Source organism: Chryseobacterium barbadense (assembly GCF_042849955.1).
Lineage (GTDB): Bacteria > Bacteroidota > Bacteroidia > Flavobacteriales > Weeksellaceae > Chryseobacterium.
In genome coordinates this window covers 338,849-351,795 of record NZ_BAAFHL010000001.1, presented here as the reverse complement: position 1 = coordinate 351,795, position 12,947 = coordinate 338,849, and the positions used below count along the sequence as shown (strand labels likewise).

The window sequence follows — 12,947 nt, the reverse complement described above, 5'->3', positions numbered from 1 at the left end:
GAAATAGACGGTTTTTTCTTTTAGAAGATTTTAGAACTTTTATGCAACATTTTCATGTAATTTGCGACAGATATAATAAATTCTTTACAATGAAAAAATTAGCTTACCTTACTGTATCTCTTTTTTCCGTATTTACTTTTGCACAGGATGTTTCCCCAGACAGGATCAAAACCGTGATCTCCACTCTTGCTTCCGATGACATGAAAGGCCGTGAAATAGGAACTCCTGAAAATGACAATGCCGCCAAATATATTGCACGACTTTTTGAAGAAAACAATCTGGAATACTGTACCGGGAATTCTTATCTGGTTCCGTTTGAGTATAAAGGAAAGACCGCTTACAATGTTTGCGGTGTAAAAAAGGGAAAAACCGATAAATTTTTGGGATTCTCAGGTCATTTTGACCATATCGGAACCAGTAAAAAAAGTGGTGATAATATTTATAATGGCGCTGATGATGACGCAAGCGGAATCACCACTCTGGCAGGAATTGCAGATTATTTTAAAGACAAAAAACCTGATTTTTCTATGGTTTTCATCGCTTTCAACGGGGAGGAAAAAGGAATGTTAGGTTCAAGAGCTATTGCCAAGGATAAGAACCTGGATAAAATCTATAATAACCTGTATTCGCTTTTCAATTTTGAAATGGTGGCTACAGAATCCCAGTTTGGAAAAAATGCACTATTTATGACCGGTGATGAATATTCTGATTTGGATGAGCTGTTTAACAAGAATGCTTCCAACGGCCTGATGATACATCCCGATCCTTATGCTGCACAACAATTATTTTACAGATCAGATAATGTAAGCTTTGTGAAGAAGAAAATTATTGCCCATTCTTTCTCTACGGTCAATATGAATAAAGCCTCCCACTATCATCATGAAAGTGATGACATCAGCGTGGTGGATTTCGACAACCTTACCCAAATCATCAATAATTTTGGAAAAACACTGGAAAAATTGACGCCTCAGAATTTTGCTCCTAAGTATAATAATAAAGTAAAATTCGATTAGAAACGTCTAATCCTTTAATTTTCCGTAATTTTGTTTTTCTATTCTCATTAAATGAAACCATTACAAAGAATACTCTATTTCGCAAAACCCCACCAAAAATATCTTTTAGGAAGTATATTATTTAACATACTTTACTCGCTGTTAAGTATTTTCTCAGTGATCACCATGCTTCCTATTCTTAGGATTTTATTTAAGCTCGATAAGGCCGTTGATATTTCAAGGCCTCCGGTTTATAAAGGAAATTCCGACAGTTTTTTCGGCTATGTAGGTGATTTAGGCAAATATTTCGATTATTTAAAAGAATTAGCCTACTATAAAATTCAAATGAACATTAACGAGCATGGAAGTGTTCAGGTTTTAGCGACATTGTGTATTATTACCGCATTTGCTTTTTTATTGAGAAACCTGTTCAGATATCTGGGTGCTTTTTTACTTGTGAATTACCGGGTAGGAATTACCAGAGATTTGAGAACGGCAATGTATGATAAATTTTTGCAATTGCCTGTTTCATTTTTTACCGAGCAGAGAAAAGGAGATATGATGTCGAGGATTTCTAACGATATCGGAGCGGTAGAAGGAGGCATTATGGGAGTTCTTGTGGATCTGGTAAATGCACCGTTCATGATTATCGGGACGTTGATTACCTTATTCATGCTGGATGCAAATTTAACTTTGTTTTCATTGATCATCTTCCCTATCATGGGCCTGATCATATCATGGGTGGGGAAAAGCTTAAAAAAGCAGGCAACTTCAGCTCAGCAGGAATTGGGAAATATGTTCTCTTTGGTTGATGAAACATTGAAATCATCTAAGGTCATTAAAATATTCAATGCCGACAGAATATTAAAAAATAGATTCAATACAACAACAACTCAATGGCAGAAATATGCCATCGGAATGAGCAGAAGAAGAGAATTAGCTTCTCCTATGAGCGAGTTTTTAGGGTCTGTAACGATTCTATTAATTACATGGTTTGCAGGTTTAAATATCATTAACGGAACCAATAATGACCCTGTAACGTTTTTAGCCTTCATCGGGTTATTTTTCCAAATATTAGATCCTGCCAAAAAGCTTTCCAACTCCATTTCTTCTATTCAGGGTGGTATGGCAAGTTTAGACAGGGTTTCTGAAGTCCTTGATTACGATTTAAAGGTGGAAGAAATTGCGGAACCGGTTTCCATTTCTACCCTTAATGATAAAATTGAATTCAATAATATCGGCTTTTATTACGATAAAGACAATGTTATTCTTAAAAATTTCTCTCTTACGATTCCAAAGGGAAAAACAGTAGCTCTGGTAGGTCAAAGTGGTAGCGGAAAAACAACGATTGCCAATCTTTTGGCCAGATTTTATGATGTTTCGCAAGGAGATATTTTAATTGATGGTATCAATATCAAGCATTTAAAATTAAAGGAGTACCGCCAGCTTTTAGGTATGGTAACCCAGGAATCGGTTTTATTTAATGATTCGGTTTACAATAACATTCTGATGGGTAAACCGGATGCTACAAAAGAAGAAATTATTGCCGCAGCTAAAATTGCCAATGCAGATTCATTTATTTCGCAGCTTCCTGAAGGGTATGATACCAATATCGGCGATGATGGAAACAAGCTTTCCGGAGGTCAGAAGCAAAGAGTTTCCATTGCAAGAGCGGTATTAAAGAATCCTCCGATCATGATTCTGGATGAAGCCACTTCCGCTTTGGATACTGAATCCGAAAGATTTGTTCAGGATGCACTGGAAAAAATGATGGAGAACAGAACATCTCTGGTAATTGCCCACAGGCTTTCGACCATTCAGAAAGCAGACTGGATCGTAGTAATGGAAAAAGGAGATATTGTGGAACAAGGCACCCATCATGAGCTCATTGCCAAAAAAGGGATGTACTACAAGCTTGTTGAGCTCCAGAACTTTGATTAAAATCATTAAATCAAATGAATCCAATACAAGAGTATTTCTACAGAATTGAAGAACCTGCAAGAAGTACTCTTTTGTTTTTACGGAAGAATATCCTGGAATCTGACCCGGAATATATTACGGAAACACTGAGTTTCGGGCTTCCTTTCTTTAAGTACAAAAAGAAAATGCTTTGCTATTTATATTACAGTAAAAAATATCAAAAGCATTATATCAGTTTCTATCATGGTGACAGATTAGCTCATCCTGAGCTTTTACAGGAAGGCAGAAAGAAATTTAAAATCTTCTTAATTGATATGGACGAGGATTTGCCTTTAGAACTTATTTTCAATATTATTAATGAAGTAAAAGCGTACATAAAATAAAAAGAGAAAACCTAACCGATTTTCTCTTTACTATATCCTTATTCTTAAAATTACTCTTTTAATCTTGCGATGACATCTAATCCGCCTTTGGTAATATCTCCGATCTTACAAACGATTTCCGTATCCAATGGTAAGAAAACATCCATTCTGGAACCGAATTTGATAAATCCGAATTCATGTCCTGCTTTTGCCTCATCGCCTTCATTACAATAGAAAACAATTCTTCTTGCTACATATCCTGCAATTTGTCTGAAAACGACCTTATGATTGGTTAAGCTTTCAACAGCCACCGTTGTCCTTTCATTTTCTGTAGAGGATTTCTCATGCCATGCTACCAGATATTTTCCCGGATGGTATTTTTTGTAGATTACTTTTCCTGAAACCGGGTAACGGCAAATATGCACATTCAGAGGTGACATGAAAATGGAAACCTGAATCGCTTTCTCTTTTAAAAACTCATTTTCTTCCACTTCTTTGATCATGACAACCTTTCCGTCAACAGGAGCGATCACATTTTCACGGTGCTCCAGGATTTCACGGTTCGGAACCCGGAAAAACCAAAATATAAGGCTGTAAATGACTAATAAAGGCATAATAACCAGCAGCGACCATATTTTAAGAAAATAGACAGCTAATGCGCCAATAACAATAAAAAGCAACGTTGCTACAATAATGGTTCCTTTTGATTCTCTATGTAGTTTCATGAGTTTAAATAAATTTATCTAAAATAAAGTACAAATATACGACAGGAGCACAGATTATGAAACTATCCAGCCTGTCTAAAATTCCGCCGTGTCCCGGAATGATATTTCCGCTGTCTTTCACCCCAAAGGTTCTTTTCAGTTGGCTTTCCACCAAATCTCCTAAAGGTGCAAAAGTAGCTACTAAAAACCCTACGATCATCCAATTTCCACGAAGATCCGGCTGATACTGTTCTACAAAGTAAGACAGAACTAATGTCAGAATAACACCTCCTGCATATCCTTCCCAGGTTTTTTTAGGGGATATTTTAGGAGCCATTTTATGCTTTCCGAAAAACTTTCCCACCAAATAAGCAAAAGTATCGCTGCTCCAGATCAGTATAAATAAGAACAATACTTCTAAAGAAAAAGTATGATTATAGGTTGAATACTTTGGCAGCCCTAAGGCAAAGCAGAAAGGAAGGGCAACATAAATTACCGTAAAAATCAGCTTTCCACTGTCATAGTATAATTCATTCGGATATTTAAATAATGTGACTACCGCAATGGCAATTAACGCGAGCGCCAGTATTTCATTCAACCTGAAATCAAAATAGAAATCATGATAAAAATACCTTTTGGAAAACATATAGAATATAATGACAATTACAGGGAAAACCACCCATTTTTCATATCCTTTTCCAAACTTCATAATTTTAACGCACTCCCATGATCCGATTACCATCAAAACGGTAATCAACAGATAATACAGATATTGTTGCTGAATAAGATCAGGAGAAATGGAGTTGAGGAGCTGGGCTCCTAACGGGGAAGTACAAAGGATGATAATTGCAATATATACAATTCCGGAGATGGTTCTTTGTATGAGATTTTTATCCAAATTTAAAATTTTATAAGTTGATGCTTAATCTTCAAGCAACAATAAAAACAGTTTCGGACTGGAATTGGAAGAACTGTCTAGTTTGGACTGGCTTCCGCTGATGGAAGTAAGGTTCTTAATATTCCCGTTCCTTTTTATTTTTCCCATCGCATCATTAAGATTATTAACGATCTGGGAAACATTGGCCATAATGATAATTTTATCAGGAAGTCTTGACGAATGATAATGGAGAATATTGTTGTGAGAAAGCATTATTCTACCATCATATGCAATAAGATATTCACACGTAATAAACGCTGCGTCATTAGAATGTACCAGTTCCGAAGTGTATGGTGTTTTCACCACATTCAAAAAGTTCTGCAGCTCCTTATCCCAACAGAAAATATTGTGGATGCCTTCTATTTTAACAATCTGATTTAACGTCTGAAGAGCTTCCGCTTCATCTGCACAGTAGTTGAAAAACCCTCCGGAATGCGTAAACAATTGCGCAAACTTGTAGTCAAGATCCGCATTTTTCAACGAATCTCCAAGCTTCTCCAAACTCTGTTTGTCCTCTTCCTCAGGCTGGTTGGTAAGTTTGCTTACAATTTTCTTAAATAAACTCAACTTAAATTATTTTTAGTCAACTTTATACAAAAGTAAAAAATTAATTATATAGATTCTAAAAAAGTGTTCTTAAATATGAAAAAACCTGGTAATTTTGAATTACCAGGTTTGTATTTTGATCAATTTGAGACCATTTTAAAGCTGAGTCGGGCTTTCAGGAGCCTGAATTTCGCTTTCTTCTACCTCATCTTTCTCTTTTATCGTAGGAATGGTATTGGTTACGGGTTTCTCCGTTAATTCCGGATCCCAGGCTCTTTTCCCGAACACTTCTTCAAGGTCCTCACGGAATATCACCTCTTTTTCCAAAAGCTTATTGGCTAAGGCATCTAACTTATCTTTGTTCTCCGTAAGGATCTGTACAGCTCTTTCGTATTGATCTTCAATCAATCTCTTGATCTCTGCATCAATTTTGGTTGCTGTTTCTTCAGAATATGGTTTCCCAAAAGAATATTCAGATTGGCCTGAACTGTCATAGTAAGAAATATTCCCGATGTTCGGGCTCAAACCGTAGATCGTTACCATTGCCTGAGCTCTTTTCGTTACACTTTCCAGATCAGAAAGCGCACCTGTAGAAATATTATTGAATATTACCTGCTCTGCGGCTCTACCTCCCAATGTGGCACACATTTCGTCCAGCATTTGTTCAGTAGTCGTGAGCTGTCTTTCTTCCGGAAGATACCAGGCTGCTCCTAAAGAACGTCCTCTTGGTACAATCGTTACTTTTAACAATGGAGAAGCATGTTCTACCAACCATGAGATGGTAGCATGTCCTGCTTCATGATAAGCCACTCTTTTCTTTTCAGAAGGTTTGATCGCTTTATTTTTCTTTTCAAGACCACCGATAATTCTGTCTACCGCATCAAGGAAATCCTGCTTATTAACAGCGTCATGATTATTTCTTGCCGCAATAAGTGCTGCTTCGTTACAAACGTTGGCAATATCTGCTCCACTGAAACCAGGGGTTTGCTTGGCAAGGAATTCTCTGTCTACATTATCCGCCAATTTGATTTTCTTTAAGTGAACATCAAAAATCTGCCTTCTTTCATGTAATTCCGGAAGGTCCACATAAATAGACCTGTCAAAACGTCCGGCTCTCATTAAAGCTTTATCAAGGATATCCGCTCTGTTGGTAGCAGCCATTACGATAACATTGGTATCGGTACCAAAACCATCCATTTCCGTAAGAAGCTGGTTCAGGGTATTTTCTCTTTCGTCGTTTCCGCCGGAGAAATTATTCTTTCCTCTTGCACGTCCGATTGCATCGATCTCATCGATGAAAATAATTGCCGGAGATTTCGCTTTTGCCTGGGCAAAAAGGTCTCTTACTCTCGATGCTCCTACCCCAACAAACATTTCAACGAAATCTGATCCTGAAAGGGAGAAGAAAGGCACTTTAGCTTCACCGGCTACGGCTTTTGCCAATAATGTCTTACCGGTTCCCGGAGGCCCTACCAAAAGAACCCCTTTCGGAATTTTACCTCCCAGTTTGGTATACTTTTCAGAGTTCTTAAGGAAATCCACGACTTCCTGAACTTCTTCTTTTGCTCCTTCCAACCCCGCTACATCCTTAAATGTTACCTGGATTCTTTCCTTTTCATCAAAAAGCTTCGCTTTAGATTTCCCGATAGAGAAAATTTGTCCACCAGGACCTCCGCCACCGCCCATTCTTCTGAACAGAAGAAAATAAAATAATCCTAAGATGGCGATCCAGATCAATGCAGAAACCAGAATATCCGTGAACGGACTTTTTCCAGCCCCGTAATCCTTCGTGGTTTTTAAATTCGGGTTATCGGCTTTTACTTTATCAAATTTTTGAAGAAAAAGCTGAAGGTCTCCATATTTTACAGTATAATCTGCTTTGGGAGCCATTTCGAAAGCTGAAAGCGGATTGGTTTCGGTATTTTTCTTCACCATTTCCGTTTTAGCAGCCTGAGTAAGGAATACATCAGCCTTTTCGGTGTCTTTATATATTAATACATTCTGAACTTTTCCCGACTGCATGACTTGGAAGAATTCATCTTCATCTATAGATTTTGCATTATCGCCTCCTAAAAAGTTGGAACCAAAAAATAACAAAAGTGCTATGATCGCAATAGGAAAAAACCAGTTAAATCCTTTATTGTTCATTGATCCTTTTTAAAATTAAAATTCATTTTCAATTTTGGTGATTACCGCATCACCCCATAGTTCTTCTATATCATAGTACTCGCGTACCTGTTTCTGAAATATATGAACTACTACTGAAACGTAATCTACCAAAACCCACATCGCATTTTCGGTACCCTCCACATGCCATGGCCTTTCTTTAAGCTCGTTTCTCACTTTCTTTTCTACACTTCCTGCAATGGCGGCAACCTGCGTGTTGGAATTTCCGCTACATATTACAAACGTCTCTGCTACAGAGTTTTCTATTTTGGATAGATTGAAGATCATGATATCTTCACCTTTTACATCCTGGATAGCGTCAACGATTTTATCTAATAATTCTTGCTTTTCTGCTGTTTTATTCATTAAAAAAATACTATAATCTGCAAATTTATTGTTTTTTCTTTACTTTAACCTTACTTTTAGGCCTTTAATGTCTTAAAGTTTTCTTAAATGAGTGAACTGTTTTACCTAAAAGAATGTTCTTCTACTAATGACGAAATTTCCAGGTTTTTACTTTACGAAGGTTCAGATTTTGTGTGCTTATACACTTTCAATCAAACCAAAGGAAGAGGGCAATATGGAAATAGCTGGGCATCTGCTCCGGAACACAATCTGGCTTACACGTTGGCCGTAAACACTTCAAACTTTACTGTTACTGATAGTCTATTCAATTATTATACCGCAACCATCATCAGGGATTTTCTTGCCAAATTGACTGAAAGCCCTGTGAAAATCAAGTGGCCGAATGATATTATTCTTAAAAATAAGAAAATAGTCGGAATTCTTATTGAAAAGAAGAAAATTAATGATCAAAACTATTTCATCATCGGAACCGGGATCAATATTCTTCAGGAAAAATTTGAAGTTTCCAATGCAGGGTCCCTTTTAACGCAGACAGGAAAACGTTTTGACCTTCAGGATTTTGTTTCCGAATATCATGATTCCCTGGTGGAAAATTTGAAAAACATTCCTTCCGAACAGGAAATACTGGATCGCTTTAATTCCAACTTATTCCGAAAAGATGAAATTTCGGTTTTTGAAAATGAACAGGGAAGACAAAATGGCATTATCCGTTTTGCAGATGAAAAGGGTGAAATATGGATCGAGATGGAAAAAGACGGACTTCAATCTTTTTATCACAAAGAAATAAAGCTGCTTTACTGATTGGCTCTTTTAAGATACAGGAACAATGCTAAAGGCAGAAATATCATGTTCGGGAACCACATGGCTAAAGCCGGGCTCATACTCTTGTTTTCAGAGACCACTTTCAACGCTTCGAATGAGAATACAAAAATAAACGCCAGAGAAATTCCCACTGCAAGGTTAATTCCCAACCCCCCTCTCCTTTTCTGAGAAGACAACGACAGGGCCAAAAAGGTAAGAATAACGATGGAAACCGGCATTGAGGTTCTTTGATACAGCTCATTCAAGTGGGCATTCAGGTTACTGTTTCCTTTTTCTTTTTCTCTCTGGATAAATTTCAGCAGTTCCGGGGTCGTTTTGTTTTGTCCTAAAAGCTCATTCGGGAAAAGTTCTTCCGGAGCATGCCCGTAGCTTTTCCTTAACTCAAAGCCATTTCCCAGTTTTTGAGAATCGTCTTTATTGACCGATTTCTCAAAGTAGCTGTTCAGAACAAACTGTTTTTTGGCTTTATCCCAATATACATCATTGGCTTTGAGCTCATACATCAGCTTCCTGTTCTTATCAAACTTTTGAAAGATAAAACCTGAACCTCTTCTTTCTCTTTTGTTCCAGGAGTTTATAAAGATATATTCTGTTTTGCTAAGCTGTGCAGAAACAGGTGCGGTTCCTAAAACTTTTTCTTTATTAGCAGCATTATAGGTATAAGCTTCCAATTCATTTTTTTTGATATTAGCCCAAGGCAATACAAAGTGATTGATCACCAAAGATATGGAAGCAATAAATAATGAGGTTAATAAGTAAGGTTTTGCGAATCTGTGAAAACTTGCTCCACTACTGATTACAGCTACAATTTCCGTATTATTTGCCATTCTGGAGGTGAAATAAATTACGGAAATAAAGACCAGAATCGATAAAAAAGTCATTACAAGATTGATGATCCAGAAGGGATAAAAATGCATCAGGAAATACCCTAAATCTAATTTAGGATCCAATAGCTTTGCATTTTCTATTCTTGGAATTTTCTGCTGGATATCAATAACCAACACTACTATAGACAACAATATCAACATGAAACTGAAAGTCCCAAGGTATTTTTTAATGATGTATCTGTCTATAATCGTAAACATCTTCTTATTTTAAAGTCTTTGTCTTAAAACCGGCACTACAGATTTTTTCCATTCATAAAAATCCCCTACTATAATATGTTCTCTTGCTACTTTCACCAAATCTAAATAAAATGCAAGATTATGGATGGACGCAATCTGCTTCGCTAAGTATTCTTTTGATACAAACAAGTGACGAAGATAGGCTTTTGAATATTCCTGATCTACATAGCTGGTTCCGAATTCATCCAAAGGCGAAAAATCGCGTTTCCATTTTTCGTTCTTCAGATTCATCACTCCTTTCCAAGTGAAAAGCATAGCATTTCTGGCATTTCTTGTCGGCATCACACAATCCATCATATCAATTCCTAAGCCAATAGACTCAAGAATATTCCACGGCGTACCAACTCCCATCAGATATCTTGGTTTTTCTTTTGGTAAAATGTCCGTTACCTCATCCGTTATTCTGTACATCTCCTCTTCTGGTTCTCCCACAGAAAGGCCTCCGATTGCGTTTCCTTCCGCCCCTGCTTCAGAAATTACCTCCGCAGAGATCTTTCTCAGATCTGAATAGGTAGACCCTTGAACAATCGGGAATAGTCTTTGTTTGTGACCGTATAATTCTTTGTTCTCTTTCGTCCATTCAATACATCTTTTCAACCAACGGTGGGTAAGCTCCATCGATGATTTGGCCTGATTGTATTCGCAAGGATATGGTGTACATTCATCAAACGCCATAAAGATATCGGCTCCGATCTGTCTTTGGATTTCCATAGATTTTTCCGGAGAGATAAAATGATAGCTTCCGTCGATATGGGACTTGAATTTTACACCTTCTTCCGTCATTTTTCTGCTACTAGCAAGTGAAAACACCTGAAATCCTCCTGAATCCGTAAGAATAGGAAGGTCCCAGTTCATGAATTGATGCAAACCTCCCGCTTCCTGCATTATATCCATAGTAGGACGAAGGTAGAGGTGATAGGTATTTCCCAGAATGATCTGGGCTTTGATATCTTCTTTTAATTCTCTCTGATGGACTGTTTTCACACTGGCTACAGTACCTACCGGCATGAATATAGGAGTCTGGATGGTGCCATGATCGGTGGTAATTTCTCCCGCTCTTGCTTTTCCCTCAGAGGTTTTTTCTATATTAAAAAATTTCATTCGTATACTTTTAGTTACCGCCCATTGGCATTGATATTTTACCGAATGGAACATGTTTCTGCATCATACTTTATCTTACAAAAGAAGGTATATTCTGATTCTTTTTCATTTTCTCGTCAACATATTTTTCCGCCTTCGGGTCTTTCTCCAATAAAATTTTCTGAGCGTCTTCAGCAATTCCTTTCAGCTTATTTTTTACAACATAATATTTGTAGCTTTCTACAAAATCATCCGCCTTTACATTGTGGGTTTTAAGAACAAACCTGGTTCCACTTTCCAGATTTTTTCCCTGAAACATATAAGTTGCCTGATCGTTCACAGCCAGATCAGCCAAAATTTCAGCCATAGTATCTTCATCTACAAGATTTTTAGGCTTGTCGATATAGTCTACACATGAAAGCATGCTCATCAGAATGAAAACACTGATTATTTTTTTCATAATCTGTTAATTAATGATTTCCATTTCAGATTCAGGACCCCAAAAACCGCTTCATGAATAATTCCGCCGTTCATTTTACTTTCCCCTAAAATCCTGTTCGTAAAGATAATAGGTTCTTCTACAATTCTGAACCCTTTTTTAAATGCCCTGAATTTCATTTCAATCTGAAAGCCGTAGCCTTTCAGTTTTACGTTATCCAATCCTATTTCTTCCAAAACTTTTCTTGAAAAACAAACAAAACCTGCGGTGGTGTCATGAATAGGAAGCCCTAAAATGAATCTTACATATTTAGAGGCAAAATAGGAGAGCAAAACCCTTCCCATAGGCCAATTTACTACATTCACTCCTTTTGAATAACGTGACCCGATCGCCATATCGGCCTGTAAACAGGCGTTAAATAATTTAGGCAGATCATTCGGATTATGGGAAAAATCGGCATCCATTTCAAAGATATAATCATAATTATTCTGAATTGCCCATTTGAATCCATGGATATAAGCTTTTCCTAAACCATCTTTTGTATGCCTTATCGACAAATGCAGATGATGTGGATATGATTTCTGTAGGTTTTTTACGATTTCCGCAGTTCCATCAGGAGATGAATCATCCACTACCAGAATATGAAAGCCATCTTCCAATGCAAAAACCGCGGAAATAATATGTTCAATATTTTCCTTTTCGTTATAGGTTGGAATAATGACGAGTTTTTTCATTTCAGTTTGCAAAGATAGTTTATTTAACCTTTTTATTTTATACAAAATAATCTATAATTTTGCAAAAAATATTCCGTTGCCGCTATCACAAAATTTTACAAATCATGTAAGAATACCTGAGAACAACGATTGGGTAATCTTTATATTGCTGGGCTGTGTGTTTTTATATATTTTTATGATGAATGTCATAGAAAGGGAAGCCAACCTGAGAGACTTTATGCTTCAAAAATATTTTGATGCAAGCAATAACCTTCCGAGCTGGCTTATCACCTCTTGTATCACCACTCTCACCCTGGCTGTTCTTCTTTCACAATATATCCCTGTTGTACCTGAATATATAGCGAATTTGCAAATTGCCGGATATCAGCTCAACAAATTCGGATTCAGCCTAATTGCCATTATATTTTTCTATCTGGTGAAGTCTGCCTTAGGTTTTTTATTCTATCAAAGTATAGGGGACGGAAAAAAATGGACTATTTTCTACTTTACTGCCACCAAATTTTATTTCATTCTTTCATTTTTACTGATCATTTTGTGTATCACCCATTATTATTTCCCGATAGACAGAAATAAAATATTTTTATATTATTTATTCTTCTTTTCTTTCGTCTTCATTTTCAAGGTGTTTTTCTATTTATTTCACAGAAACAACATCTTACCGGAAAAATGGTATTATAAATTTTTGTATATTTGCACCCTCCAAATCGCGCCTTTATTGTTGCTTTGGAAATTATTATTTTTTTAATATAGTCAAT

General features: G+C 36.7%; 14 protein-coding genes. 5 read left to right on the top strand and 9 right to left on the bottom strand.

Annotation, left to right across the window (positions count from 1 at the left end):
• Nucleotides 1-89: 89 nt before the first annotated feature.
• The 3 genes from ACGHIN_RS01675 to ACGHIN_RS01665 are packed head-to-tail and all read left to right on the top strand — an operon-like array spanning nucleotide 90 to nucleotide 3,295.
• A complete protein-coding gene (locus ACGHIN_RS01675; RefSeq protein WP_390450278.1) occupies nucleotides 90-1,013 on the top strand; it encodes a M28 family peptidase in 924 nt (307 codons plus the stop codon).
• A 51-nt stretch (nucleotides 1,014-1,064) separates the two neighbouring features.
• Entirely contained in the window at nucleotides 1,065-2,933 is a 1,869-nt protein-coding gene (locus ACGHIN_RS01670; protein ID WP_390450277.1) for an ABC transporter ATP-binding protein, read from the top strand.
• A 14-nt stretch (nucleotides 2,934-2,947) separates the two neighbouring features.
• Nucleotides 2,948-3,295: a DUF1801 domain-containing protein gene (locus ACGHIN_RS01665; protein WP_390450276.1), complete on the top strand. Its 348-nt coding sequence runs from the start codon at nucleotides 2,948-2,950 to the stop codon at nucleotides 3,293-3,295.
• A 50-nt stretch (nucleotides 3,296-3,345) separates the two neighbouring features.
• Here ACGHIN_RS01665 and ACGHIN_RS01660 read toward each other — a convergent pair whose 3' ends face one another.
• From ACGHIN_RS01660 to rsfS, 5 genes are all read right to left on the bottom strand, one after another.
• Complete coding sequence (locus ACGHIN_RS01660; RefSeq protein ID WP_390450275.1) at nucleotides 3,346-3,999, bottom strand: phosphatidylserine decarboxylase family protein; 654 nt, start codon at nucleotides 3,997-3,999, stop codon at nucleotides 3,346-3,348.
• A gap of 4 nt (nucleotides 4,000-4,003) precedes the next feature.
• Nucleotides 4,004-4,876, bottom strand: a complete 873-nt coding sequence (locus ACGHIN_RS01655; protein WP_390450274.1) for a phosphatidate cytidylyltransferase — start codon at nucleotides 4,874-4,876, stop codon at nucleotides 4,004-4,006.
• 24 nt (nucleotides 4,877-4,900) lie between these two features.
• On the bottom strand, nucleotides 4,901-5,482 hold the full coding sequence (locus ACGHIN_RS01650) for an LUD domain-containing protein (protein ID WP_390450273.1): 582 nt from the start codon (nucleotides 5,480-5,482) through the stop codon (nucleotides 4,901-4,903).
• Between the two features lie 135 nt (nucleotides 5,483-5,617).
• Nucleotides 5,618-7,609, bottom strand: coding sequence for an ATP-dependent zinc metalloprotease FtsH (gene ftsH / locus ACGHIN_RS01645; RefSeq protein WP_390450272.1), 1,992 nt, complete (start codon nucleotides 7,607-7,609; stop codon nucleotides 5,618-5,620).
• Between the two features lie 15 nt (nucleotides 7,610-7,624).
• Complete coding sequence (gene rsfS / locus ACGHIN_RS01640; RefSeq protein WP_390450271.1) at nucleotides 7,625-7,993, bottom strand: ribosome silencing factor; 369 nt, start codon at nucleotides 7,991-7,993, stop codon at nucleotides 7,625-7,627.
• An 87-nt stretch (nucleotides 7,994-8,080) separates the two neighbouring features.
• On the opposite strand from rsfS, the gene ACGHIN_RS01635 reads away from it, so the two are divergent.
• On the top strand, nucleotides 8,081-8,794 hold the full coding sequence (locus ACGHIN_RS01635; protein ID WP_390450270.1) for a biotin--[acetyl-CoA-carboxylase] ligase: 714 nt from the start codon (nucleotides 8,081-8,083) through the stop codon (nucleotides 8,792-8,794).
• Here the strand turns inward: ACGHIN_RS01635 and ACGHIN_RS01630 are convergent.
• The 4 genes from ACGHIN_RS01630 to ACGHIN_RS01615 form a co-directional block, all read right to left on the bottom strand.
• On the bottom strand, nucleotides 8,788-9,900 hold the full coding sequence (locus ACGHIN_RS01630) for an LptF/LptG family permease (RefSeq protein WP_390450269.1): 1,113 nt from the start codon (nucleotides 9,898-9,900) through the stop codon (nucleotides 8,788-8,790). The genes ACGHIN_RS01635 and ACGHIN_RS01630 overlap by 7 nt on opposite strands.
• A gap of 9 nt (nucleotides 9,901-9,909) precedes the next feature.
• Nucleotides 9,910-11,040 carry a tRNA guanosine(34) transglycosylase Tgt gene (gene tgt, locus ACGHIN_RS01625; protein ID WP_390450268.1) on the bottom strand — a complete coding sequence of 377 codons (1,131 nt, stop codon included), beginning with the start codon at nucleotides 11,038-11,040 and terminating at the stop codon, nucleotides 9,910-9,912.
• 70 nt (nucleotides 11,041-11,110) lie between these two features.
• Nucleotides 11,111-11,479 carry a DUF4296 domain-containing protein gene (locus ACGHIN_RS01620; protein ID WP_390450267.1) on the bottom strand — a complete coding sequence of 123 codons (369 nt, stop codon included), beginning with the start codon at nucleotides 11,477-11,479 and terminating at the stop codon, nucleotides 11,111-11,113.
• Nucleotides 11,476-12,192: a polyprenol monophosphomannose synthase gene (locus ACGHIN_RS01615; RefSeq protein ID WP_390450266.1), complete on the bottom strand. Its 717-nt coding sequence runs from the start codon at nucleotides 12,190-12,192 to the stop codon at nucleotides 11,476-11,478. The genes ACGHIN_RS01620 and ACGHIN_RS01615 overlap by 4 nt, the downstream gene beginning before the upstream one ends.
• A gap of 175 nt (nucleotides 12,193-12,367) precedes the next feature.
• Between ACGHIN_RS01615 and ACGHIN_RS01610 the strand changes: the two genes are divergently transcribed.
• Nucleotides 12,368-12,937 (top strand): DUF4271 domain-containing protein, encoded by a 570-nt coding sequence (locus ACGHIN_RS01610; RefSeq protein WP_390450265.1) that lies wholly within the window; start codon nucleotides 12,368-12,370, stop codon nucleotides 12,935-12,937.
• Nucleotides 12,938-12,947 lie beyond the last annotated feature (10 nt).